At 40.9% G+C, this 24,164-nt stretch carries 24 protein-coding genes; 9 read left to right on the top strand and 15 right to left on the bottom strand.

Annotated features, from left to right (window positions below):
- Window positions 1-15: 15 nt before the first annotated feature.
- Window positions 16-1,647 carry an FMN-binding glutamate synthase family protein gene (locus QMN06_RS09000; protein WP_281969786.1) on the top strand — a complete coding sequence of 544 codons (1,632 nt, stop codon included), beginning with the start codon at window positions 16-18 and terminating at the stop codon, window positions 1,645-1,647.
- A gap of 12 nt (window positions 1,648-1,659) precedes the next feature.
- Complete coding sequence (locus tag QMN06_RS08995) at window positions 1,660-2,949, top strand: TAXI family TRAP transporter solute-binding subunit (protein ID WP_281969785.1); 1,290 nt, start codon at window positions 1,660-1,662, stop codon at window positions 2,947-2,949.
- Window positions 2,950-2,987: 38 nt separating this feature from the next.
- Here QMN06_RS08995 and QMN06_RS08990 read toward each other — a convergent pair whose 3' ends face one another.
- The 8 genes from QMN06_RS08990 to cobA all read right to left on the bottom strand — a co-directional run bounded on the left by QMN06_RS08990 (window position 2,988) and on the right by cobA (window position 9,666).
- Complete coding sequence (locus QMN06_RS08990; RefSeq protein WP_281969784.1) at window positions 2,988-3,629, bottom strand: site-2 protease family protein; 642 nt, start codon at window positions 3,627-3,629, stop codon at window positions 2,988-2,990.
- 12 nt (window positions 3,630-3,641) lie between these two features.
- Window positions 3,642-4,433: a 4,5-DOPA dioxygenase extradiol gene (gene ygiD / locus QMN06_RS08985; protein ID WP_281969783.1), complete on the bottom strand. Its 792-nt coding sequence runs from the start codon at window positions 4,431-4,433 to the stop codon at window positions 3,642-3,644.
- A gap of 15 nt (window positions 4,434-4,448) precedes the next feature.
- Entirely contained in the window at window positions 4,449-5,180 is a 732-nt protein-coding gene (locus QMN06_RS08980; protein ID WP_281969782.1) for a pirin family protein, read from the bottom strand.
- Window positions 5,181-5,271: 91 nt separating this feature from the next.
- A complete protein-coding gene (gene cynS / locus QMN06_RS08975) occupies window positions 5,272-5,715 on the bottom strand; it encodes a cyanase (RefSeq protein WP_281969781.1) in 444 nt (147 codons plus the stop codon).
- Window positions 5,716-5,725: 10 nt separating this feature from the next.
- Window positions 5,726-6,598 (bottom strand): ABC transporter ATP-binding protein, encoded by an 873-nt coding sequence (locus QMN06_RS08970; RefSeq protein ID WP_281969780.1) that lies wholly within the window; start codon window positions 6,596-6,598, stop codon window positions 5,726-5,728.
- On the bottom strand, window positions 6,588-7,460 hold the full coding sequence (gene ntrB, locus QMN06_RS08965; protein WP_281969779.1) for a nitrate ABC transporter permease: 873 nt from the start codon (window positions 7,458-7,460) through the stop codon (window positions 6,588-6,590). The genes QMN06_RS08970 and ntrB overlap by 11 nt, the downstream gene beginning before the upstream one ends.
- 16 nt (window positions 7,461-7,476) lie before the next feature.
- The gene (locus QMN06_RS08960) at window positions 7,477-8,826 is read right to left on the bottom strand and encodes a CmpA/NrtA family ABC transporter substrate-binding protein (RefSeq protein WP_281971760.1); all 1,350 of its coding nucleotides are present in this window, start codon (window positions 8,824-8,826) and stop codon (window positions 7,477-7,479) included.
- 27 nt (window positions 8,827-8,853) lie between these two features.
- The gene (gene cobA / locus QMN06_RS08955) at window positions 8,854-9,666 is read right to left on the bottom strand and encodes a uroporphyrinogen-III C-methyltransferase (protein WP_281969778.1); all 813 of its coding nucleotides are present in this window, start codon (window positions 9,664-9,666) and stop codon (window positions 8,854-8,856) included.
- A 147-nt stretch (window positions 9,667-9,813) separates the two neighbouring features.
- Here cobA and QMN06_RS08950 point away from each other — a divergent pair, with 147 nt between their 5' ends.
- The 6 genes from QMN06_RS08950 to QMN06_RS08925 are packed head-to-tail and all read left to right on the top strand — an operon-like array spanning window position 9,814 to window position 17,902.
- Complete coding sequence (locus tag QMN06_RS08950) at window positions 9,814-11,076, top strand: CmpA/NrtA family ABC transporter substrate-binding protein (RefSeq protein ID WP_281969777.1); 1,263 nt, start codon at window positions 9,814-9,816, stop codon at window positions 11,074-11,076.
- Entirely contained in the window at window positions 11,073-13,523 is a 2,451-nt protein-coding gene (gene nirB / locus QMN06_RS08945; RefSeq protein ID WP_281969776.1) for a nitrite reductase large subunit NirB, read from the top strand. The genes QMN06_RS08950 and nirB overlap by 4 nt, the downstream gene beginning before the upstream one ends.
- A complete protein-coding gene (gene nirD / locus QMN06_RS08940; protein ID WP_281969775.1) occupies window positions 13,516-13,863 on the top strand; it encodes a nitrite reductase small subunit NirD in 348 nt (115 codons plus the stop codon). Before nirB ends, nirD begins: the two co-directional genes overlap by 8 nt.
- A complete protein-coding gene (locus tag QMN06_RS08935) occupies window positions 13,856-16,717 on the top strand; it encodes a nitrate reductase (protein ID WP_281969774.1) in 2,862 nt (953 codons plus the stop codon). The genes nirD and QMN06_RS08935 overlap by 8 nt, the downstream gene beginning before the upstream one ends.
- On the top strand, window positions 16,714-17,622 hold the full coding sequence (gene ybiB / locus QMN06_RS08930) for a DNA-binding protein YbiB (protein ID WP_281969773.1): 909 nt from the start codon (window positions 16,714-16,716) through the stop codon (window positions 17,620-17,622). Before QMN06_RS08935 ends, ybiB begins: the two co-directional genes overlap by 4 nt.
- Window positions 17,623-17,662: 40 nt before the next feature.
- A complete protein-coding gene (locus QMN06_RS08925) occupies window positions 17,663-17,902 on the top strand; it encodes a DUF2798 domain-containing protein (protein ID WP_348649137.1) in 240 nt (79 codons plus the stop codon).
- Window positions 17,903-17,905: 3 nt separating this feature from the next.
- Here QMN06_RS08925 and QMN06_RS08920 read toward each other — a convergent pair whose 3' ends face one another.
- The 3 genes from QMN06_RS08920 to QMN06_RS08910 form a co-directional block, all read right to left on the bottom strand.
- Window positions 17,906-18,043 (bottom strand): hypothetical protein, encoded by a 138-nt coding sequence (locus QMN06_RS08920; protein ID WP_281969772.1) that lies wholly within the window; start codon window positions 18,041-18,043, stop codon window positions 17,906-17,908.
- A gap of 85 nt (window positions 18,044-18,128) precedes the next feature.
- Window positions 18,129-18,887, bottom strand: coding sequence for an SDR family oxidoreductase (locus tag QMN06_RS08915; protein WP_281969771.1), 759 nt, complete (start codon window positions 18,885-18,887; stop codon window positions 18,129-18,131).
- Window positions 18,871-19,764, bottom strand: coding sequence for a DMT family transporter (locus tag QMN06_RS08910; protein ID WP_281969770.1), 894 nt, complete (start codon window positions 19,762-19,764; stop codon window positions 18,871-18,873). Before QMN06_RS08910 ends, QMN06_RS08915 begins: the two co-directional genes overlap by 17 nt.
- Window positions 19,765-19,871: 107 nt before the next feature.
- Here QMN06_RS08910 and QMN06_RS08905 point away from each other — a divergent pair, with 107 nt between their 5' ends.
- On the top strand, window positions 19,872-20,459 hold the full coding sequence (locus QMN06_RS08905; RefSeq protein WP_281969769.1) for a phasin family protein: 588 nt from the start codon (window positions 19,872-19,874) through the stop codon (window positions 20,457-20,459).
- A 43-nt stretch (window positions 20,460-20,502) separates the two neighbouring features.
- On the opposite strand, the gene QMN06_RS08900 is transcribed toward QMN06_RS08905, so the two are convergent.
- The 4 genes from QMN06_RS08900 to trxB form a co-directional block, all read right to left on the bottom strand.
- Window positions 20,503-20,841, bottom strand: coding sequence for a P-II family nitrogen regulator (locus QMN06_RS08900; RefSeq protein ID WP_281969768.1), 339 nt, complete (start codon window positions 20,839-20,841; stop codon window positions 20,503-20,505).
- 57 nt (window positions 20,842-20,898) lie between these two features.
- Window positions 20,899-22,533, bottom strand: a complete 1,635-nt coding sequence (locus QMN06_RS08895; protein ID WP_281969767.1) for an NAD+ synthase — start codon at window positions 22,531-22,533, stop codon at window positions 20,899-20,901.
- A gap of 12 nt (window positions 22,534-22,545) precedes the next feature.
- Window positions 22,546-23,088 carry an inorganic diphosphatase gene (gene ppa, locus QMN06_RS08890; protein ID WP_281969766.1) on the bottom strand — a complete coding sequence of 181 codons (543 nt, stop codon included), beginning with the start codon at window positions 23,086-23,088 and terminating at the stop codon, window positions 22,546-22,548.
- Window positions 23,089-23,201: 113 nt separating this feature from the next.
- On the bottom strand, window positions 23,202-24,158 hold the full coding sequence (gene trxB, locus QMN06_RS08885; protein WP_281969765.1) for a thioredoxin-disulfide reductase: 957 nt from the start codon (window positions 24,156-24,158) through the stop codon (window positions 23,202-23,204).
- Window positions 24,159-24,164 lie beyond the last annotated feature (6 nt).

Here is a 24,164-nt window from a genome sequence, read left to right as displayed (position 1 = left end):
TCCTTCGTACCTTTTATGTTTAAAACACTGCGTAGTTTTTCAAGGTACATTCCATGGGGATTATGTATTTTTTTCGCCATCCTCATGGCTTTACAAATTCAAGGTGGTCACAACGGTCTTGTAACTTTTCTTTGGTTTGGGGCTTTCACTTTTTTAAGTGTGATTGGTTTTCAGGACGTAACCCAAAAGAAGCATGCCATCTTGAGAAACTACCCAGTTTCTGGTCATTTACGTTTTTTATTCGAGACCTTTCGTCCAGAGTTGCGACAATACCTCATTGAATCCGATACTGAAAAACTACCATTTTCAAGAAATCAACGTGCTTTAGTCTATCAACGTGCTAAAGGCGCATCGGATAAGCGACCCTTGGGGACGATTGAAGATACCTATAAAAATGGTATGGAATGGTTAATGCATACCATTAACCCGGTCGGTCATATCAAGCCTGAGTCATTGCGAGTCACTGTGGGTGGATCAAGTTGTAAGAAGCCATATTCGATTTCCATCTTTAATGTTTCTGCGATGAGCTTTGGTTCTTTATCGGCCAATGCCATCATGGCATTAAATAAAGGCGCCAAAATGGGTGGCTTCGCACATGACACTGGCGAAGGTTCTGTGTCTGATTATCATCGTCGCTATGATGGTGATTTGATTTGGGAACTTGGTTCAGGTTACTTTGGTTGCCGAACAGCCGATGGTAATTTTGATCCTGAGAAGTTTGCCAAGGTTGCCTTAGAACCTCAAATTAAAATGATTGAGATAAAGATTTCTCAAGGCGCAAAGCCTGGCCATGGGGGCGTTTTGCCTGCTGCCAAAATTACCCCAGAGATTGCCAGAACGCGCGGCATTCCAATGGGCGTGGATTGTAATTCGCCAGCAGGGCATTCTGCATTTTCGACGCCACTTGAGTTAATGCAGTTTATTACGCAATTGCGAGAACTTTCAGGTGGCAAGCCCGTTGGTTTTAAATTATGCGTTGGCAAGATTGACGAGTGGTTTGCCATGATTAAAGCCATGCTTGAAACCAAAGTGGTACCTGATTTTATTGTGATAGATGGTAGTGAAGGTGGTACGGGTGCCGCACCAGTTGAATTTGTTGATCACGTGGGAACACCGATGCGTGATGCACTGCGCCTGGTACATATGACCTTAATCGGCGCTGGTCTGCGTGATCAAGTAAAAATTGGTGTTGCCGGCAAAATTATTTCAGCATTTGATATTGCAAGAGCATGCGCTATCGGCGCTGATTGGTGTAATTCTGCTAGAGGTTTTATGTTTGCTGTTGGATGTATACAGGCAAGAAGTTGCCATACCGACTTATGCCCAACTGGAGTTGCTACACAAGATGCCATGCGTCAACAGGCGTTAGATCCTGAAGATAAAGCGCATAGAGTTTTCCATTTTCATCAAAACACTCTTATCGCTTTGGGGGAGTTGCTTACAGCAGCAGGTTTTTCACATACATCAGAACTCGATGCCAATGCTATTGTTCGAAGAAATGAGCGCGGGATTGCTGTTCCATTAGGTAAGAATTTGTTATCGCTGGAACACGGAGAGCTTTTAACGCGTGATGCAGAGATTCATTTAAATACGCACTTTGATGGTTTGGGTAGTTATTGGTCAAAAGCAACCCCTAACCATTGGTAAACTTTCTAATATATGTTCAGTCCTAAATCGATTGCTGCTATTGTTCTTTCATTTTTAGTTATTACGGCTTTGGCGTTGCATTATTTTGTCCCTGCGCCACCGAAAAAAATCGTGATTGCTACCGGAGGTAAAACAGGCCAGTATTTTCGCTTAGGGAACGAATACAAAGAAGTACTTGAGAAGAATGGCATTCAAGTAGAAGTTATAGTCACTAAAGGATCCATAGAGAATCTTGAATTACTCAATGACCCAAAGAGTAACGTGGATCTTGCCTTTGTACAATCAGGAACATCTACTTCCAAAGAGTATCCAGAAATACAATCTTTAGCGGGAGTGTTTTATGAGCCACTTTGGATTGTTTATCGAGAAAAATCATTTAAAGCTACACCTGATACCTTAGAGGATTTAGTTAACAAGAAAGTATCCATAGGGGTCGCCGGAAGTGGTACCCGAAAGTTAGTAGAGCGGATATTTGAGCTAGATCAGATCAAAACCAATGCGCCTAATTTTTCGGAATTGAATACTGATCAGTCTTTAGAGAAATTACAAGCAGGTGAAATTGATGCCATGTTTATTTCTGTCAATAATCGTGCACAGATTATGCAAAAGATTTTTGCTGATTCACGACTAAAAATCATGTCATTTTCAAAAGCCTATGGCTATCCTCCAAGAATAAAAGGTTTAAGTGTTCTACAGGTAAAAAGAGCGACTTTAGATGTTTACAACGACTCTCCAAGTAAAGACATTATTATGCTGTCTTCTACAGCAGAACTTGTTTCTAGAAAAGATTTACACCCAGCGATAACCTCTCTAGTGATGGATCTTTCTATCGATATGCTTTCTCAGGCAGATATTCTGAATGCTGAAAAAGATTTCCCCAACCCGAATCACTTAAGTTTTGATACGAATGAGGATGCACAAAAAGTATTACGCGAGGGACCTGGATTTTTACATCGTTATTTGCCATTTTGGGTTGCTGTTTGGATTGATCGATTATTTCGGGTTGCTATTCCGTTAGCGGCTATTTTGATTCCACTGTTTAATTTCCTGCCGGCCATTTTGCAATATAGAATCAAATATAAATTCGCTATGATTTATAAAGAATTACGCACCATTGAAAATCAAGTAAACGTGGGTGGTTATGACAAGACGAAGGTAAATAACGCTTTACAAGACTTACTTGAGCGTTCCATGGCTTTAAAAGTTTCTCAATTCAACACCAAAGATGTCTATGATCTCTTGGCACACATCGGCGATGTACAGCGCAGAGTTGAAGAAGTGAAAAAGAATTTAATTGAATAATTAGAAAGAAATTCCCGTCCTTTAGGGATGGGAGGATATCAATTGAATAGAAATAGATTTAAAAACTGTAAAGATAGATTGATGAGTGGCTCAAGCCATAATCCACCCAAAATGCCAGCAATCGTCAAACCAATCACAATAAAAAATCCATAGGGTTCTAGCTTGGCTACCAAGCGAGCTTGTTGATAGGGAAGCAAGCCAACTAAAATTCGGCCACCATCCAGTGGTGGAATTGGAAACAAGTTAAAAACAGCTAGTACCACATTCCAATAAATACCAGCTTTAGCCATCGCCATTAAAAATGGTGAGTCAAACGATATTCTTAAAACAGAAAAAATAAGTGTCCAAATAAAAGCTTGAATAAAGTTGGATGCAGGGCCAGCTAAAGCCACCCAAATCATGTCTCTTTTGGGATGATTTAGTGCGGAAAAATTGACGGGAACTGGTTTTGCATATCCAAATAAAAAAGGTGATCCAGAAAGTTTTAATACTAAAGGTATTAAAAAAGTCCCAATAGGGTCGACATGTTTCAGAGGATTTAGAGTCACGCGCCCTAAAGAATAAGCTGTGTAATCACCAAAATATTTAGCAGCATAACCATGAGCAGCCTCATGCAGTGTAATGGCGAGAATCAATGGCGGTGCAACTGTCAAAATAGTAAAAATTAAATCAGATTCCATAGCTTCTTTCTTCTACTGAGTTGAGGGTAATCCAAAGCCAAAGCTTAACATGCTAATCGCCGACATTTCTATACCCTCAGTGATCACCCTAGCTGATTCATCCTCATGTTTTAAACCAAGAGTATAAATTGCCGGTAAATAATGTTCTGGAGTAGGTACTGCATGAGAGGCATAAGGACTTGAATTTTTCCAATGAATCAATGGCTCAAGATCATTGGTTAATAGGTGACGTTTAAAGAACTCTTCATAATGAGTTGCCCATAGGTGTGGTGACGCATTGCTTCTCGATAGTAAGCGTAAATTATGAACCACGTTACCACTACTAATAATCAATACATTTTCTTCACGAAGCGGCCGTAACAGTTGTCCCAACTTCCAATGATCTTCATTCTTTAGGGTGGCGTCGATACTCATTTGAATGACTGGAATGTTTGCTTTGGGATACACATATTTTAAGATGGACCATGTGCCATGATCTAAGCCCCATTCAGCATCTTCCAGTGTGATATTTGCAAAATGAGGCAGAATCAAACCCCTAACTCGTTCTGCAAGTTCTGGAGAGCCTGGCGCACGATATTGGATCGCTGATAACTCTTCTGGGAAGCCACTAAAGTCATGAATCGTTTTTGGGTTTTGCATGGCGGTTAACCAAATACCTCTTGTATACCAATGAGCTGATAACATCAAAATAGCACTGGGTTGAGGAATACTTTGCCCAAGTTTCGACCAAGATTGAGTATATTGATTTGGCTCAATCGCATACATTGGACTACCATGCCCAATAAATAATGCTGGCGTTAGCATAGGAGAGCTATCAGATTAATGAGAACCAACCATGCGTGGTTTTGCTGCAGGGGGAAGGTCGAACAGTAAAACTTCGGCATCCTTACCTTGCTCAATTTGAACACTACTTTCTTGCGCAAGCATGATGGCATCGCCAGCTTCTAGTTGTTCACCATTCACATGGACACTACCTTTAGCAACATGCAGATAAGCCAAACGGTCACTTGCTAAAGCATATTGAATCGTTTCATCCCCATCGATTAACGCCGCATATAAGCGTGTATCTGAATGAATTTTTACAGAGTTTTCAGCACCATTTTCAGAAGCTACTAAACGTAATTTACCTCTTTTTTCTGCGGGCGAAAACAAGGTTTGTTCGTAACTGGGGTCAACACCTAGAGAGTCTGGTTGAATCCAAATCTGGAGTAGATGAGTAGTTTGACCTTCCGCATGATTGTATTCACTATGCATCACCCCACGACCGGCACTCATGCGTTGCACTTCATGAGGAAAAATAGCTTTACCATTACCCATATTATCTTTATGAGCCAGTTCACCCTCGAGAACATAGGTAATGATTTCCATATCTTTGTGACCATGGGTACCAAAACCTTTGCCTGAGGCAATCCAGTCTTCGTTGATCACACGCAAAGGACCAAAGCCCATGAAGTTGGGATCATAATAATCGGCAAAAGAAAAACTGTGAAAGGATTTAAGCCAGCCGTGATCGGCATAGCCTCTTGATAGAGCAGGGCGTTTAATTTTCATGTCTGTGCAATCACTAAAAATAAGAATACTTTAAGAATAGCCTATTTTAGTGAACTACACAGACAAGTCAGAAATTATTCCTCGCTTGAAATCAATACGTCTTATAAGATAAAAACTTACCAGATAGAACAACATTGACACGATCGCCCTTAGGATCTGCTTCCCGTTGAATATCCATTGAAAAATCGATTGCACTCATAATGCCGTCACCAAACTCCTCGTGTATTAGTTCTTTGATGGTTGTGCCATAGACATTCACAATCTCATACCAACGATAAATCAAGGGATCAGTTGGTACAGATGAAGGAAGAGATCCTTTATAGGGAACAATTTGCAACCAGGCCATTTCTTCATCTGTTAAATCAAACAGCTTTCCAGCAGCCTCAGCTTGAGTCTTTGTAAAAGTCATCTGACCTAAACAAGCTGCAGTCACCCACTCTTTAGATTCACCAATAGTTACTGCAATATCGGCCCACTTAAGGCCTTTTTTGACTTTGGTACTTACAATTTTTTCAGTTACTAATTCTCGATTCATAATTTTCCTTTTAATTAAATGTAGTGGATTCTTCCAATCCGGGATATACAACAAGAGGTACAAAATCATTTAGAACCTTGCCTGAAGCGACCTCAACTTGTAGTTGTTTGGAGCGATTGACTAAAAAGTCAACTAGGTGATTTCTGACAGGGTAATACTTAGATTCGTGATGTAAAGTCGCTCTTTGCCTATTTTTGGGCAAGGTGTTAACAACTATTTCAGCAATTTTGGCATTTGGCCCATTACTCATCAACATAATACGATCGGATAAAAGGATAGCTTCATCAACATCATGCGTAATCATAAACACCGTTTGTTGGGTTTCTTTACAGATCTTTAGTAACTCATCTTGAATGACACCTCGAGTCAAAGCATCTAAGGCACCAAAAGGCTCATCTAGTAACAACATTTGTGGTTCGATGGCAAAGGCCCTTGCGATACCGACGCGTTGTTTCATACCGCCAGATAATTCAGATGGTTTTTTCTTATTGGCGCCATGAAGGCCAACCAAGGCTAGATACTTGTTTGCTTGATCTTCAATTTGTGACTTACTCCAATCAGGGAATCTTGATTTAACGGCAAAACAAACATTCTCAAGAACGGACATCCAGGGCATGAGAGCATGACCTTGGAACACAACACCACGCTCAAGTCCAGGACCTTTAATTTCACGCTCAAGCATAAAGGCATAACCAGAGCTTGCTTTTTCAAGTCCAGCTAAAACATTCAGGATGGTGGTCTTGCCACAACCCGAGTGACCAATGATGCAAATGAATTCACCTTTTTGAATGTCAAAGTTAATCCCTTCGAAAACTGGAGGGCCATTTAGGCTATAAGATTTTGAAAGATTCTGAACTTTTAAAAAAGATTTATTAGTCTGCATAGGACACCATTTTTTGAAGTTGACCGAAAAGAGTATCGAGAAGCATGCCTACAGTACCTATTAAGGTAATGGCAAAAATAACACTAGAAAGAGAAAGGTTGTTCCATTCATTCCATAAAAAATAACCAATACCAGTGCCACCAACTAGCATTTCAGCGGCAACGATAACTAACCATGCGATCCCCATGGAGATGCGCATACCCGTTAGAATCGTTGGAGCAGCAGCAGGCAAAATTACAAAGAAAGCTTTTCTGAAAGGATTCACCTCTAGAGTTTTTGCCACATTGAGCCATTCACGCCTTACATTGGCAACACCAAAGGCCGTATTAATTAGCATGGGCCAGATGGAGCAAATGAAAATCACAAAGACTGCGGAAATAGAAGAATCCTTGATGGTGTAAAGTGCGATGGGCATCCAAGCTAGTGGGGATATCGGCTTTAACACTTGAATAAAAGGATTTAATGCTTGATAAATGAGAGGGGACATACCAATTACAAACCCCAATGGTAAAGCGATAAGCAGGGCTAATAAAAATCCTAAACCAACACGACCCAGTGAGTAGTAAAGTTGGATACCAATACCCTTATCATTTGGGCCATTATCATAAAAAGGGTGTGATAACTTCTCATAAAATGTAGTGCCCATTTGACTCAGTGTTGGGAAGCCTGATTTTTGTGCGCTATCTAAACTACCTTTACCCATCAAATCATTGTATTCAGATGTGTTACCTGCTGAAGCAGTTGCTGCCGCTGATGTTTTAGACGCCTTAGGTACCGTGGCGACATGCCACAGAAAAAGACAAAAGATAAAAATCAATATCGACAAAAATGTGCCTTTTGTTTTCGTTGAGAGTGACTTCATAAATTACTTTCTTTCATTAAGATTTTTTTGGAAATGAATTCAGATATGCGCTTGCTTGATTTGCGTCAAACTCTTTACCCATAATGTTAAATTTTTTGTACCCGGTTTTTGCAAGACTAGGGATTTCCATTTGGACTTCTGCCATATATTTTTTAGCATCCGTTAATAAAAATATCTTTTCAGATAATGCTTTGTAGTTCACATCACCCTTGACATAACCCCAGCGCTGCATTTGGGTAAGCATCCAAGTGGCCATTGAGTACCAAGGAATTGGATTGAAATCGATACGATCAGGCACATTTTGCACATTACCCAGTCCATCAGCAAATTTACCAGTCAATACTTGCATCACTACAGTTTCTGGTTGATTCAAGTAATTTTGTGGAGAAATGACTTTCGCGATTAAAGGACGATTCTTCGGATCGCTCGCCATTGCTGCCGCATTTAAAACGGCGCGATAGAGTGCTGCAAACGTATTTGGATTTTGTTTAATGAACTCTTCAGAAGTTCCAAATGCACAGCATGGGTGACCATTCCAGATTTCTTTTGTCAGAATGTGAATAAATCCTATTTCATCATAAACAGCTCTTTGATTAAATGGATCAGGCCCTAAGAAACCATCGATATTGCCCGCACGTAAATTAGCAACCATTTCTGGCGGGGGTGTTACACGAATTTGAATATCTTTGTCAGGATCAAGACCAAATTGAGATACGTAGTAACGTAGTAAGAAGTTATGCATCGAGTATTCAAATGGAACAGCAAATTTCATACCTTTCCAAGTTGAAGGATCACGTTTATCCTTATGTTTATTCGCAAGAGTAATAGCCTGTCCATTGGTGTTTTGGATCGTTGCCACACGCATTTGTGTAGGGTCAGAACCTATACCCATTGACATCGAAACAGGCATCGGTGATAAAAAGTGTGAAGCATCATGTTCTTTAGAAAGCATTTTGTCGCGAATCAACGCCCAACCAGCCGTTTTATTCAAACTAACATTGAGACCTTGTTTTTTGTAAAAACCCAAAGGATCGGCCATGATTAATGGTGTGGCACAGGTAATCGCGATAAAGCCAATTTTTAAATCTTTTTTCTCTAAAGTACCTTTTTCTTGAGCCATCGCTTGTAAGGAATCAACAGGTAAAAATCCAGATAAAGCTGACATGGCACCACCGACTCCTACTGCTTTAATAAATGCACGGCGTCTCACCTCATCTGGGAATAATGCCTTGACAAGACTTGCCTCAATAAAATCTTGGCTCATTTTTTCAGCATCTTGAAAATGCTCTTCATGAGAGCGATGTTTTCCACAACTACATCCTGCAAAAAGAGGCTGGTTAGGATCAAAAGGATTTAATTTGTTCATCATAAACTCCAATAGAAAAAGAAAAATTTAACAAGCAATGCGCTCATGGTTATATGCATCAAATTCATGAATAGGTAAGTTTTGAATCCGACTCAATGTATCTCGATATACTTCACCGATTAATGCAATCACAGGCTTTTTATCTGTAAATAAGGTTTCACCATCAAATTGAGCAAGCTCTTGAAGAGTGGTGCCAAAGGAACGCTGGTCCTTTAAGCTGACGGACTCCATAATGCACACGGGGGTATTTTTATCATGCCCTCTTTGAAGAAGGTCTTGGGCAATTGTTTTTAATTCTCCACGCCCCATGTAGTAAATAAGAGTTTCTCGATCTTTGTAATTCAGTTTGGTTGGCAGTGTGGTGATGGTAACTGTTCGACTAATATTTCTTGAAGTTGGCGACTGTTGTAGCTCAGCCGATGCAGCTAATGCAGTAGTAATCCCAGGAATGATTTCAATATTAATTCCAGCTTTTCTTAAGGCTTCGATTTCTTCTGATGCGCGACCAAAAATAAGTGGATCACCGCCCTTTAGTCTGACGACAATAGAGTGTTTTTGTGCAGCATTTACTAGCTGACGATTAATAAATAATTGCGAATTAGAAAACTGGCCACACCTTTTTCCAACGGGGACTAGTTTTGCTTGTGGACACCAAGACAACATGTTCTCGTCAATCAAGGCATCATAAAAAACGATATCAGCTTGCGCCAGAATTTGAGCGCCTTTAACGGTAATTAAATCGTGTGCGCCAGGCCCGGCACCGATTAAATACACTCCGTTCGCTAGAACTTGTGTTTGAGAAAGTAGGGATTTGTTTAGTAACATGAGTTCATTTTTCATCAATCACAATACCCTTCAAATTTATATGCACCAAATTTGAGCGTCAAAATTTTGGTAAAAAAATATTGCACCAAATGAGGGAAATTTAAAAATGAAAGGTATTTGGAATTACTTAATGTAGACATAAGTTCATTAAGGAGAGAATCTATGAAAAAGCTACCATCCATCAAAAGTCCCACATCAATCACGAAGCGAAGCTTAATTAAATCTGTCGGTGCAGTTGGTATTTACAGCATGATAGATCCTGTGGTTAAGTCTGGAGCATGGGCGGCAGGTTCAGATGCTCCTGAAAAAACAGATGTTAAAGTCAGTTTTATTGCCCTGACTGATTGCTCATCTGTTGTTATGGCAAACCAACTAGGTTTGGATAAAAAATACGGAGTTAAGATTATTCCAACAAAAGAAGCTTCGTGGGCAGCGATTCGAGATAAGTTGATCAATGGTGAAAATGATCTATCCCACATTTTGTATGGTCTCGTATACGGATTACAAATGGGTATTGGTGGTCAACAAAAAGATATGTCTGTCTTAATGTCCTTAAATAACAATGGACAAGCCATTACCTTATCGAAAGCGCTTTATCAAAAAGGTCTTACGGATGGAAGTAAATTAAGAGAGGTGATGGATAAAGAAAAACGAGAGTTTACTTTTGCGCAAACTTTTCCGACTGGCACACATGCGATGTGGCTCTACTATTGGTTGGGTAACTATGGAATTAATCCCTTTAAAGAAGTTAAAGTCATTACTGTGCCACCTCCGCAAATGGTCGCAAACATGCGTAGCGGCAATATGGATGGATATTGTGTCGGTGAGCCTTGGAACGCTAGAGCGATTGCTGATGGTATTGGATTTACTGCAATCACTACTCAAGAAATTTGGCCTGACCATCCCGAAAAAGTTTTAGGTACAACTGCCGATTTTGTAAAGAAGTACCCTAATACCGCAAGGGCTGTTACAAGTGCCATTTTAGAAGCATCAAAGTTCATTGATTCCTCAGCAAAATCACGTCATGATACTGCCACTGTGGTATCTGCACCATCATTTGTTAATACGGATATGAATATCATTCAGGACCGTATGATGGGCCGTTATACCAATGGGATTGGCAAAACCTGGGATGATCCAAATGCTATGAAGTTTTACAACGAAGGTAAAGCTAACTTCCCGTATTTATCTGATGGAATGTGGTTTTTGACGCAACATAAGCGTTGGGGCTTACTCAAAGATCACCCGAACTATCTTGAAGTTGCCAAGAAAGTGAACAATATTGAGTTGTACAAACAAGCTGCTACTGCAGCAAACGTACCAATTCCTAAATCTGATATGAGGTCGAGCAAATTGTTTGACGGCAAAGTATGGAATGGACAAGACCCTAAGGCATATGCCGATAGTTTCAAAGTAAAAGTATGAAAAAACTAAAGTTAGTGATGATTGGCAATGGTATGGCTGGTGTGCGTACCATTGAAGAATTACTCAAAATAGCCCCAGACTTATATGATATTTGTATATTTGGGGCGGAGCCACACCCTAATTACAACCGAATATTATTGTCTCCGGTGTTGTCTGGAGAGCAAACATTAGATCAAATTATCCTGAATGATTTAGATTGGTACGAGCAAAATCATATTCGCTTACATTTAGGAAAAACAGTCACTCAGATTAATCGTAAAGAGCGTTTTGTAGTAGCGGCAGATGGCACTCGAGAAGATTATGATCGCTTACTATTTGCTACAGGATCTTTACCATTTATATTGCCAGTTCCAGGAAATGATTTACCAGGGGTAATTTCGTATCGCGATATAAAAGATACCAATGAAATGATTGCTACTGCAACTCAGTATAAACATGCCGTGGTGATTGGTGGTGGCTTACTAGGGTTGGAAGCAGCAAATGGTTTAGCTGTTCGAGGAATGAGTGTCACGGTGGTGCATTTGGCGCCTTGGTTGATGGAGCGGCAATTAGATGAAACCGCAGCGACATTACTTCAACAGTCTTTAGAAGAAAAAGGGCTAAAGTTTTTATTAGGTGCACATACCGAAGCATTAATTGCAAATCAACAACAAGATCGTGTTGCTAAAGTACGTTTAAAAACTGGTTTGGAGATTTCTGCCGATTTAGTAGTGATGGCAGCTGGCATTAAGCCTAATACGGCTTTAGCGCAGTCAGCAGGACTGCACTGCAATCGAGGCATTGTTGTGAGTGATACGATGCAGACATTTGATCCTCGAGTATACGCTGTAGGGGAGTGTGCCAATCATCGAGGTATCGCCTATGGATTGGTAGCACCATTATTTGAACAAGCCAAAGTATGTGCGAGTCATTTAGCACAAATTGGTATTGGGACCTATCAAGGCTCTGTTACATCAACAAAATTAAAGGTAACAGGTATCGATTTATTCTCAGCCGGAAATTTTATGGGAGGTGATGATGTTGAAGAAATCACCTTAAATGATCCGTTTGGTGGGGTATATAAAAAGTTAGTGATTCAAGATGAGCGACTCGTTGGTGTATGCATGTATGGGGATACTGCTGATAGCACCTGGTACTTTAAGCTCATGCGTGATGAAAAAAATATTACCCAAATTCGTGACACATTAATGTTTGGTGAAACAAATATCGGTGATGTTGGGCACCAAGGTCATGATAAAGCTGCCGGCATGAAGGATACCGATGAAGTTTGTGGCTGTAATGGCATCACGAAAGGTACCATTGTTAAAGCCGTCAGAGATCAGGGTTTGTTTACTCTAGATGAAGTAAAAAAATGTACCAAGGCAAGCAGTTCATGCGGATCATGTACTGGTCTTGTAGAGCAAATATTAATGAATGTTTTGGGATCTGATTATTCCGCAACCCCGAGAAAGAAAGCAGTTTGTTCATGTACTGATATGTCGCATGATGAGGTTCGCATTGCGATACGGAAAGAGCATTTAATTTCTCAAGAGCAGGTTCGAGAATTCTTGCAGTGGAAAACACCTACAGGGTGTGCAACCTGCAGACCTGCAGTCAATTATTACTTGATTTCCACATGGCCACATGAAGCCAAAGATGATCCTCAATCACGGTTTATTAATGAGCGTGCGCATGCCAATATTCAAAAAGATGGAACCTATTCCGTAGTGCCAAGGATGTTTGGTGGATTAACCACACCAGCAGAACTAAGAAGAATCGCTAACGTTGCGGAAAAATACCAAGTACCAACAGTCAAAATGACCGGAGGTCAAAGAATTGATTTGCTTGGTATTAAAAAAGAAGATTTACCAGCTGTATGGAAAGAACTAGATATGCCCTCAGGGCACGCCTATGGAAAATCAATCCGCACCGTTAAAACCTGCGTCGGTGATGAGCATTGTCGGTTTGGTACACAATCTTCTATGCGGATGGGGGTTGATCTTGAGCGTATGTTGTTCGGTATGTATGCGCCTCATAAAGTCAAACTTGCTGTTTCTGGATGTCCACGTAATTGTGCCGAGGCCGGCATCAAGGATGTAGGTGTGATTGGCGTTGAGTCAGGATGGGAAATTTACATTGCTGGGAATGGTGGAATCAAAACAGAAGTGGCACAATTTTTATGTAAGGTGACAACAGATGCAGATGTCATGGAATATGCCGGGGCGTTTCTACAGCTATACCGTGAGGAGGCTTGGTATTTAGACAGGACAGTACATTATGTGTCTAGAGTCGGTTTAGAGTACATCACACAGCAGATTGTGAATGATACAGAAAATCGTAAAGCTTTATATGATCGCTTGTTATTTGATCTCAAGGATGCGCCGGACCCTTGGAAAGACTTTACAAAAGCAGGCGTTGATTTGCGCCAATTTATTCCCTTGCAGCCAAAGGAGGTTTCAGATGTCTAAAAGTGCCTCTAATTCTGAGTTCATTGAGATTGTGCCTGTGGCTGATGTCCCTTATTTGGGTGCGAGAGTAGTACAAACTCAAGCAGGCTCAATTGCTATTTTTAAAGTTCAGGATGAGCAAATTTTTGCGGTGCTAGATGAGTGTCCTCACAAAAAAGGGCCATTATCACAAGGTATTGTGCATGGCAAAGTAGTCACTTGCCCCCTACATGCTTGGAACATCGATTTAGAAAATGGGCAGGCTTGTGCACCTGATCAAGGGTGCGTAAAAACGTTCACCACCCATATTGAAAACGATAAGGTGTACTTTGTTCGTGCCGAAATTATGAGTTATGCGTGAAACTAAAAGTACTTGCCCCTATTGTGGAGTTGGTTGTGGCGTAGTGATTCAAACTCAAAAGAATCATGAGGGAGTTGAGGAAGTTATTGGTGTGCGAGGAGATCCTACACATCCAGCTAATTTTGGTCAATTATGCAGTAAAGGGTCAACCTTACATTTAACAGCAGCACCACACCTGCAAAAGCAAGTAAGGCTTTTGCAGCCCACCATGCGACTCAATCGTCAGCTTGGCGAAAAGAGCTCCTTATCTGAAATTACTTGGGAAGAAGCTTATCGAACGATTGCTAACCGATTCGCAAAAGTAATTACTGAGCATGGTCCAGATGCGGTTGGAATTTATGTGTCTGGGCAAATTTTGACTGAAGATTATTATATTTTCAATAAATTAGCAAAAGGCTTAATTGGCACTAACAATATAGACACTAATTCTAGGCTATGCATGTCGAGTGCTGTGGCTGGTTATAAACAAACATTGGGTATGGATGCGCCACCTTGTTGTTATGAAGATCTTGATCATGCCAAAGTAATTTTTATCACAGGTTCTAATACCGCATATGCTCACCCGATTTTATATCGGCGGATTGAGCAAGCAAGGGCCAATGATCCTGAAATCAAGATCATCGTTGTTGATCCTCGTAAAACAGTGACTGGGAGGGAGGCGGATTTACACCTTCAGATTACTCCAGGAACTGATGTAGCCTTACATCACGGCATGATGCATGTGATGTTGTGGGAGAAGTGGTTAGATGAAGCCTATATTGCAAAGTCTACCGAAGGATTTGAAGAGTTAAAAAATTTGGTTCGAGATTACACCCCAAAATTAGTTTCACAAATTTGCGGGATTACAGAACAAGATTTGTATTTGGCAAGTGAATGGTTTGCAAGGTCACCAGCGACTGTATCGCTATATTGTCAGGGTTTAAATCAATCATCTTCTGGAACTGCTAAAAATGCCACGTTAATTAATTTACATTTAGCCACAGGTCAAATTGGTAAAGTAGGCGCTGGACCATTTTCATTAACAGGTCAGCCGAATGCGATGGGTGGGAGAGAAGTAGGTGGCTTAGCCAACTTACTTTCTGCACATCGGAATTTAAAGAGCCCTCAAGACCGTGCAGAGGTAGCCAAATTTTGGGGAATACAGACAGTTCCAGAAAAGCCGGGATTGACTGCAGTACCCATGTTTGAAGCATTAAATACGAAGAAGTTAAAAGCCATTTGGATTGTTTGTACCAATCCAGCACAGTCGATGCCTGATCAAAATCAAGTCCATGAAGCATTACAACATGCTGAATTTGTCGTGGTTCAGGAAGCATTTAAAAATACAGCGACATGTCAATATGCAGACATTTTATTACCCGCTACCACCTGGGCGGAAAAGATCGGAACAGTAACTAATTCAGAGCGAAGAATTTCCCTAGTCCGACCTGCTATTCCTCCAATGGGCAATGCTAAGCATGATTGGGAGATTGCCTTAGGAGTTGCGAAATTCTTAGAGAAGCAATTACCCTCTCAACGATTAGAGGGTGTTGAGACACTTTTCCCTTATCAAACCGTAGAAGATATTTGGAATGAACATCGAGACTCCACGAAAGGTAGAGATTTAGATATTACGGGTTTGACTTATGACATACTCGACCGCCAAGGACCCCAACAATGGCCAATGCCATCAGGTGCACCTATTGGATTATCGAGACTGTACATGGATGGTCAATTTCCGACTGCATCAGGCAAAGCGCAGCTCATGGCGACGCCATTTATTGAAACCGCTAAGCCCACTTCTGCGAGATACCCATTCACACTGAATACTGGTAGGTTAAGAGATCAGTGGCATGGTATGAGCAGAACGGGCTTGGTAGGAACCTTATTTGCGCATGTTCCGCAGCCATCTATGGATATTTCTGCAAAAGATGCCTATCGCCTACAACTTGAAGATGGCGATTTAGCTCATGTCACGAGTCATCAAGGAAGTGAAACTTTCCCCATCAAAATCTCTGATGACGTAGCGCCTTCACAAGTATTTATCCCCATGCATTGGGGATCTGAGTTTATTTCAGGAAATTTTTCCAAAAGATTCGGTAAAGGTGTCAATGGTCTGACATCACCATTGTTTGATCCTGTATCAGAGCAACCAGAGTTGAAATATGCCGCAGTGAAGATCATTAAAGCTGAATTACCTTGGCAAATAGTTGCCTTTGGCTTATTTCCTCAAGAAAAAATTTGGCTTGCTTTTGATCAACTGAAGATGCTCTATAAAGAATTTGGCAGCGCTTATGCTTGTTTATTTGGCAGAGAGCAGGATCAAAAAGACGTTGGAATCTTATTTAAAGCCGCTCATTTTGAAAACCCCTATGTGACTAAAGATGCACATGTTCTTTCTGTCATCGAGAAAATTTCTAATATTTTTGAGTTAAGTCAGCCAAGGATTGATGTCATGGGTTACCAAGATAAACGTCTTGGAGTTTTAAGAATGATCAGAACCTCACCACAATTACAAGCAGTTCTTTTAGCTGGCACAAAAGAGCAAATGGTGAGTTTAGACTGGCTTCGTGCAATGATGGATCAGCATATCGATACCAGTAGTTTAGGTAGAATGATACTTGCACCAACAAAAAAACCACCGATGCCGATTCAAGCTTCAACCCCACCTATTTGTAATTGCTATAACGTGTCAGCCCGAACCATACTCGAGGTGGTGAAAAAGTCGGTATATCAGCAATTAGACCCTTGTTTTGAAGAGTTACAACAAAAAACGCAATGTGGCAGTAATTGTGGATCATGTAAGCCTGAGATAAAAAGAATGATTCACGCTTATTTAGAAGAGTCTAAAGAAGCGAGTGGTCTTGTTTCATGAGCATTAGTTCAGTGATCAAGCAAATTGGCCGAGGCGCAAAAGGATCGTCTGATCTTTCTAGGGAAGAAGCAAAAGTAGTTTTTCAAAAAATATTAGATCAAGAGGTTCTACCGATTGAGTTAGGTGCATTTTGTATCGCCATGCGGATCAAAGGAGAAACCACCCAAGAGTTAGCTGGATTTATGGACGCTATTAAAACGGATCTTTACTATCTGCCAACGCCGAATAGAACCATCGTTTTACCCTCGTATAACGGGTCGCGTAAGCACATGAATTTAACCCCGCTATTGGCATACATGCTTCATCAATTAGGTTTTTTTGTTATTGTTCAGGGTGTTGAGGAGTTTGTGGGAAGGCTAACTACCCATGAAGTTTTTCAAGCCATGGACTGGCCAATTTTGCAGGATCGACAAGCATGGCCAGATTATGAGAAAAGTCAATTGCCGATATTTGTACCGCTTAAAATAATCCATCCGGGCCTACATCAACTTCTCGAGATTAGACATCAGCTTGGCTTGCGGAATTCGGGGCATATTCTCGCTAAGTTATTGAATCCATGTTTTGAAGATGCGTGGCAGATTGTCAACTATACGCACCCCGAATATCCCAGAATTTTAGAAGATTTTTTTCAGCTTCAACGCGCAAATGTAGCCTTGATGAGGGGGAGTGAAGGTGAGCCGACCAGTTCTTTATTGAGATTGCCGGAAATGAATTTTTTTAAAGGTGGTCATCTGACTTATACCTCCCAGGAGTACCGCTTGGAAAGTGAATCAGATCCTTCTCTTGAATTGATTGACTTACATACACATTGTCAATATTTACATGAAGTAATTTCTAAGAAGCGTGAACCTTTTATGGGCATTCAATTGCAAGCTTATCTATTACATCAGCACTGTACTGATTAGAGGATAATAAGATATCCTTTAATATTCAGGTGAATTTCTTATGTTTAGCCTTGCAGCAGTTATGTTCGCGACTTTTATGGGTTTTTTCATGTCAATGACACTGACTTTTTGTATCAGTATTTATTTGATAGGTTTTTCGTCAGGCGCCATGAATAAATGGCTAGAACTTTGGCCAGTGGCTTACCCAATAGCCGTCATCTCAATTATTATTTATAGACCTTTAGCCTTATTTTTATCAGGCAAAGTAGTTCGGTGGTGGCAGTCACGTCACCATCCTTAACGTTTAGCCCAACACAAACCCAATATGCGCAGCTGAAAGTGCGAAGAGGATTGCCAAGCAAGTAGCTACTGCTAACATAACGATTAATGTAATAACTTTTTTGTTGATAGCTTCTTTTGATTCGGTATGCCATTCATTCATTTTTAATATTCCTTTTAAACATCTTTAACCAATTTTTACTATTATCCACCAAAAAGATGAAGGTATTTACTTTTCCAGTAAAGTGTTAGCCTCTTCCAACCAGAGGCATATTAGTTGCCATGATGGTCATAAATAAGATATTGCTATCTAGAGGAAGATTACTCATATGTAAAACGGCATTGGCAACCTCCTGAACGGGCATTCTGTCTTCTGGGAGGATTTGACCATTCGCCTGCAAAATCCCTTTTGCCATAGGCTCGCTCATTTCAGTAGCAGCGTTGCCAATATCGATTTGACTACATGCAATATGAAACGGCCTACCATCGAGGGCAATCGACTTAGTAAGTCCTGTAATGGCGTGCTTGGTACTGGTATAAGGTGCGGAAAAGGGACGTGGCGCATGCGCAGAAATAGAGCCATTATTGATAATTCGGCCCCCTTGAGGGCTTTGTTCACGCATCATTTTAAAAGCACGTTGTGCGCACAAAAAAGTTCCTGTGAGATTGACCCCCACGGTTTTTTGCCACATCTCAAATGGAATCTCATCAAATGGCATCATTGGGGTGCCACGACCAGCATTGTTAAAAAGTACATCTAATCGACCGAATCTTTTTTTCACCTCTTCAAACAATTGATCCACTTGGCCAACATCGCTGATATCCGCTTGGAAACCTAAGCCTTGACTACTAGGCGCTGAACTTTCAGAAATAACTGCCTCGAGCAATTCCAGACGACGACCTACTAAGACAACGTTATAGCCATTTTCTAGAAGAGTAAGAGAGCATGCTTTGCCGATACCGGTTCCTGCACCAGTGACAAGGGCAACTTTATTGAGAGGCTTCATGTTTATCCCTTCCGTTTTCCTTAAATAATAAATATAAACCACAAGCTACGACAATGACCGCGCCAAAAAGTACATTTAATTGAGGAATCTGCCCAAAAATCAACCATCCTAGAAAAATCATATACAAAATTTGTTGATAAAAGAAGGGTGAGATGGTGGTTGGTTTAGCATAGCGATAGGCAATGGCTAATAGATAATGACCTAAGAAGCCAAATAATCCTGTAATGAAAAACACCAGATAATCTAGCCACCCCGTTGGTGCTTGCCATTGCGGAATGACTAAGGGAAGAAGAATGATCGTTGGTAAAACGGTGGAGTAAACAATCGTGACATCGGGACTAGAACTAGCCGCCATTTTACGAGTCAAAAGATTAAAAAGAGCATAAATAGTCGCGTGTGCAAGAATAAAAAACATGGCCGGATGAAAACTAGTTCCAAAGGGGTCAATAATCACTAATACCCCAAAAAACCCTCCTAAAATAGCTATCCAAATATTAATACTCAGGTTTTCCTTCAAAAAAATAGAACTAATAAGGGCGATGATGATGGGTGAAGAAAACAATATGGCGTTCGCTTGTGCCAATTGAAGGTATTTCAGACCAGCAAAATTGAGCATCGTCATCGAAATCATCATGATGGCTCGAAGACACTGTATTTTAAGATTTTCATTCTTAAATTCTTGAATTGGTGTTTTGGGAAGTACGACGATGAGGGCGATGACAGCAGCTATTGCAAATCTTAGCCAAACAATTTCAATTAATGGAATATGTGTTGCAAGCCACTTACCTGCTGTATCTAAAACAGAAAAAGCAATGGTCACTAGGGATCCAAGCAATATTCCTGTGCGGCGTTTGGAGGGGGTATCGGCGTGTAACATATTTATTTGTATTGTATTGTCTCACTATAGAGGGTTAATATAGGGGGAACTAGTTTTTGCCATTGTATTAGTCGTTCCCATTTGAATATGTTCATAGGAGAAATAAGATGAGTCAAAGTGATTTCAATACTTGGAGCACGGATAAAGCCAAAGAGTTATTTGCTATATCACATAAATTAATGGATGCAGCAAAGCAATTGAGCGAGCATCATGCGGAAGAGTTAAAAGCAAACATGGAGCATGCATTGCACTTGGCCAAGGTAACCGCTCAGAGTGATCTAGCTAAATTAAAAGAAATTCAAACGCAAGCAGCCGATGAGTCCTTAGCTCGAATGGTTGCCTATCAAAGTAAAGTCAAAGGTATTTTGAAGCAAGTTAATAAAGAGACTGCAGAAGAAGCTGATAAATATTTAGATAAAGCTCGTACGGCACTCCATGATTACTTGGATCAAGCGTCTCAAAAAATCCCAGTAGGTGGCGCTGAGTTGTCAAAGTTAATTAAAGACGTTTCTGATGCTGGTGCTAAGGTATATAAAGAGGGTCGTAAGATGGTCGATCATGCTCTTGAAAGCGCTGAAGAGCAAGTAGATGAGTTTGCAAAGAAAACTGCTGCAACTACGAAGAAAGCGTCTACAGCTAGAACCGCAGCATCAAAGACTACTGCATCAAAAACTACAGCCAGAAAAAATACCTAATGAAACTGTTTTAAGAAAACTGGGGTGTTACGCACCCAAGTTTTCAAATCGCATCGTTGTTAGTTTCGCCAGTCCTAATACGTATCGTTTGCTCGATGGGCGTTACAAATATCTTACCGTCACCAATTTTGCCTGTTTTGGCACTCTTGATAATGGCATCTATGACACGTTCAAGGTCATCGCTAGAAACGACGAGTTCAATTTTAATTTTAGGTAAAAAATCAACGACATATTCAGCGCCACGATACATTTCAGTATGGCCTTTTTGACGTCCAAATCCTTTGACCTCAGTAACAGTTAAGCCTGTCACCCCGATTTCGGAGAGAGTTTCTCTGACTTCATCGAGTTTAAACGGTTTAATAATTGCGGTAATGAGTTTCATAATTGTCCCTTTTTATTTAAAACATAATAACTGAGAATGTCAAAAATATGCAATTTCTTAAGCGCGAAACTTAGAGGTAATTGGATAGCGCCAGTCTCTACCAAAAGCTCTGCGAGTAATACGAACCCCAATAGGTGATTGACGGCGTTTGTATTCATTAATTTTGATTAAGCGGGTTACTTTATCCACATCAGCCATCGAAAATCCAGAAGTAAGTAAGGTTTCAATTGGGACATCATTTTCCATGTAGTTTTCCAAAATAGCGTCAAGTACTTCATAGGATGGCAGACTATCTTGATCTTTCTGGTCCGGGCGAAGTTCCGCTGAGGGGGCGCGAGTGATGATCCGTTCTGGAATGACGGGGGAAATAGAGTTACGATAATCGCACAGGCGATAAACCAATGTTTTAACCACATCTTTAATCACGGCAAAGCCACCTGCCATATCACCGTATAGCGTGCAGTAACCTACTGCCATCTCGCTTTTATTACCAGTTGTTAGGACGATTCTGCCAGACTTGTTCGACAATGCCATGAGTAATGTCCCACGAATACGGGCTTGAATATTTTCCTCCGTAGCATTGGGAGTAAGACCAGCAAAGTCTTTCGCGAGTGATGATTCAAAGGCATCAAACATTGGAGCAATAGGGATTTCATCATATTGCACCCCTAATCGATCTGCCATATCCTTTGCATCGATCCAAGAAATATCTGCCGTATAACGGGAGGGCATCATGACAGCACGCACCCGATCTGCACCGAGAGCATCTACAGCGATGGCAAGCACCAGAGCAGAGTCAACGCCGCCAGAAAGTCCAATAATTGCTCCAGGAAAACCATTTTTACCCAAATAATCTTTAACCCCAAGGACTAATGCATCATAGACTTGTTGTTCCGTACTTTTTGCAGCGGTGATGTTGCCAGAAAGAATATCCCCGTCGATGAACTCTAAGAACCTCAGTTGCTCCACAAATTGAGGTGCTTCATCAACAAGTTTACCCTCGGAATTCATGGCAAATGAGGCGCCATCGAAGACCAATTCGTCTTGACCGCCAACCAAATTTACGTAAATAGCAGGTATCTTGATGTCAAGAATCTGTTTTTTTAAGATATCTTTACGTAAGTAAGTCTTTTCCATATGAAATGGAGAGGCATTGGGGATGATCAGTAGTTCTGCACCCGCACTTTTGGCTGCTTGGGCAGGACCTTGATGCCAGATGTCTTCGCAGATAATTAAGCCAATTTGAGTGCCATGAGCTTCAAATACACACGTTTGATTACCCGGAGAAAAATAACGAACCTCATCAAATACTTCTGAGTTGGGTAAAAATTGTTTGGCATAGTTAGCGATAACTACCCCATTAGAGATTACCGAGGCGCAGTTATGTAAGCAAACTTGGGATTGATTTACGGCTCTAGATGGGTGTCCGACGATGACGAACATGTCTTTAAATTGCGCGAGCTCTTTACATAAAAGCTCGACATGTTCATTGACCGCTTGAATAAAAGCATCCCGAAAGAGTAAATCCTCAGGGGGGTAGCCCGTCATTGATAATTCAGGGGTGACTAAAAGTCGTGCACCATTTTCAAAGGCAGCCCTTGCATCATCGATAATTTTATTGCAGTTTCCTGTAAGGTCACCGAGTATAAAATTACTTTGTGCAAGAGCAACAATGAGAGGATTAGATTTCAAAGCGATTGAAGATTACTGAGAAGAAGATTCAGTTTGATAGCGCTTAATACCTTGCAGGAGTTCTTGTTGAGCAGCTTCAGGACCTTCCCAGCCTTTTACTTTGACCCATTTGCCTGGTTCCAAATCTTTATAGTGTTCAAAGAAATGTTTGATTTGATTGAGAATCATTGGGCTTAAATCTTCGGGCTTTTTCCAATTGGAATAGAGCGGCAAAATTTTATCTTCAGGCACCGCTAATATTTTTGCGTCACCACCAGCTTCATCGTCCATCAGGAAGATGCCGATTGCGCGACAAGAAACTACAACACCAGGAATGAGAGGGAAAGGAGTAATAACTAAAACGTCTACCGGGTCACCATCATCAGAAATGGTTTGAGGAACATACCCGTAGTTGCAGGGGTAGTGCATCGCAGTGCCCAAAAAGCGATCAACAAAAATAGCACCAGACTCTTTATCAACTTCGTATTTTATTGGGTCAGCATTCATCGGAATTTCGATGATGACATTGAAAAGGTCGGGGATTTTTTTGCCAGGAGTAACGTTGTTTAAACTCATAATTTCGATTCAATCTAGTTAAGTATTAAAGCCAAATTCTAACAAAATCAAGTGAAACCCTCCCAGAAAATGAAAAAGCCAAGCGATTCTTGGCTTTTAAAGACTAGAACATCTCACTCTAAAGCTTCTAAGTATCGTTGCGCATCCAGTGCAGCCATACATCCTGTACCAGCGCTTGTAATAGCTTGACGATAAATATGATCCTGAACGTCACCTGCAGCGAAAACACCAGGTATGTTGGTTGCCGTCGCATTTCCGGTTAAGCCACTATGCGTTTTTATATAACCGCCTTCCATATCGAGTTGGCCGGCAAAGATATCGGTATTTGGTTTATGCCCAATTGCGACAAACATGCCTTGAACGGTTAAATCCTCAGTAGAGCCATCTGTTTTTTTGATTCTTACGCCCGTTAAACCAGATTGGTCGCCTAATACCTCATCCACTTGGCTATGCCATTTAACTTCAGCTTTACCTTCGGCAACTTTACTCATCAATCGATCAATGAGAATGGGTTCTGCGCGGAACTTGTCACGACGGTGAACCACGATCACTTTTTTAGCAATACCAGTTAAATATAAAGCTTCTTCAACCGCGGTATTCCCACCACCGATGACACAGACGTCTTGGTTTTTATAGAAAAAGCCATCACAAGTTGCGCAAGCGGAGACACCACGCCCCATAAATTGCTCTTCTGAGGGGAGACCAAGATATTGGGCTGATGCACCTGTTGAGATAATCAGAGCGTCACAAGTGTAAGTTCCAGAGTCACCCACTAAACGAATGGGTTTTTCAGTTAATGCGGCAGTATGAATATGATCAAAAAGAATTTCTGTATGAAAACGTTCAGCATGTTCTAAAAACCGCTGCATGAGTTCTGGGCCTTGGACACCTAGTGGGTCAGCAGGCCAATTCTCAACATCAGTTGTTGTCATCAATTGACCACCTTGAGCCAGACCTGTAATGAGAACCGGTTTTAAATTGGCTCTCGCGGCATAAACAGCGGCAGTATAGCCAGCAGGCCCTGAGCCAAGAATTAGTAATTTGGAGTGTTTAACAATATTTTCATTCATTCCCCT

It is taken from the genome of Polynucleobacter sp. SHI8 (assembly GCF_027944005.1).
Lineage (GTDB): Bacteria > Pseudomonadota > Gammaproteobacteria > Burkholderiales > Burkholderiaceae > Polynucleobacter.
The sequence above is the reverse complement of the archived record's forward strand: the minus strand, read 5'-3'. Positions and strand labels throughout refer to the sequence as shown.

Bases quoted from the DNA above. Each gene is read 5' to 3' on its own strand.
- QMN06_RS09000 (WP_281969786.1), top strand. From the start codon at position 16: ATGTTTAAAACACTGCGTAGTTTTTCAAGGTACATTCCATGGGGATTA.
- QMN06_RS08995 (WP_281969785.1), top strand. From the start codon at position 1,660: ATGTTCAGTCCTAAATCGATTGCTGCTATTGTTCTTTCATTTTTAGTT.
- QMN06_RS08990 (WP_281969784.1), bottom strand. From the start codon at position 3,629: ATGGAATCTGATTTAATTTTTACTATTTTGACAGTTGCACCGCCATTG.
- ygiD (WP_281969783.1), bottom strand. From the start codon at position 4,433: ATGCTAACGCCAGCATTATTTATTGGGCATGGTAGTCCAATGTATGCG.
- QMN06_RS08980 (WP_281969782.1), bottom strand. From the start codon at position 5,180: ATGAAAATTAAACGCCCTGCTCTATCAAGAGGCTATGCCGATCACGGC.
- cynS (WP_281969781.1), bottom strand. From the start codon at position 5,715: ATGAATCGAGAATTAGTAACTGAAAAAATTGTAAGTACCAAAGTCAAA.
- QMN06_RS08970 (WP_281969780.1), bottom strand. From the start codon at position 6,598: ATGCAGACTAATAAATCTTTTTTAAAAGTTCAGAATCTTTCAAAATCT.
- ntrB (WP_281969779.1), bottom strand. From the start codon at position 7,460: ATGAAGTCACTCTCAACGAAAACAAAAGGCACATTTTTGTCGATATTG.
- QMN06_RS08960 (WP_281971760.1), bottom strand. From the start codon at position 8,826: ATGAACAAATTAAATCCTTTTGATCCTAACCAGCCTCTTTTTGCAGGA.
- cobA (WP_281969778.1), bottom strand. From the start codon at position 9,666: ATGAAAAATGAACTCATGTTACTAAACAAATCCCTACTTTCTCAAACA.
- QMN06_RS08950 (WP_281969777.1), top strand. From the start codon at position 9,814: ATGAAAAAGCTACCATCCATCAAAAGTCCCACATCAATCACGAAGCGA.
- nirB (WP_281969776.1), top strand. From the start codon at position 11,073: ATGAAAAAACTAAAGTTAGTGATGATTGGCAATGGTATGGCTGGTGTG.
- nirD (WP_281969775.1), top strand. From the start codon at position 13,516: ATGTCTAAAAGTGCCTCTAATTCTGAGTTCATTGAGATTGTGCCTGTG.
- QMN06_RS08935 (WP_281969774.1), top strand. From the start codon at position 13,856: ATGCGTGAAACTAAAAGTACTTGCCCCTATTGTGGAGTTGGTTGTGGC.
- ybiB (WP_281969773.1), top strand. From the start codon at position 16,714: ATGAGCATTAGTTCAGTGATCAAGCAAATTGGCCGAGGCGCAAAAGGA.
- QMN06_RS08925 (WP_348649137.1), top strand. From the start codon at position 17,663: ATGTTTAGCCTTGCAGCAGTTATGTTCGCGACTTTTATGGGTTTTTTC.
- QMN06_RS08920 (WP_281969772.1), bottom strand. From the start codon at position 18,043: ATGAATGAATGGCATACCGAATCAAAAGAAGCTATCAACAAAAAAGTT.
- QMN06_RS08915 (WP_281969771.1), bottom strand. From the start codon at position 18,887: ATGAAGCCTCTCAATAAAGTTGCCCTTGTCACTGGTGCAGGAACCGGT.
- QMN06_RS08910 (WP_281969770.1), bottom strand. From the start codon at position 19,764: ATGTTACACGCCGATACCCCCTCCAAACGCCGCACAGGAATATTGCTT.
- QMN06_RS08905 (WP_281969769.1), top strand. From the start codon at position 19,872: ATGAGTCAAAGTGATTTCAATACTTGGAGCACGGATAAAGCCAAAGAG.
- QMN06_RS08900 (WP_281969768.1), bottom strand. From the start codon at position 20,841: ATGAAACTCATTACCGCAATTATTAAACCGTTTAAACTCGATGAAGTC.
- ppa (WP_281969766.1), bottom strand. From the start codon at position 23,088: ATGAGTTTAAACAACGTTACTCCTGGCAAAAAAATCCCCGACCTTTTC.
- trxB (WP_281969765.1), bottom strand. From the start codon at position 24,158: ATGAATGAAAATATTGTTAAACACTCCAAATTACTAATTCTTGGCTCA.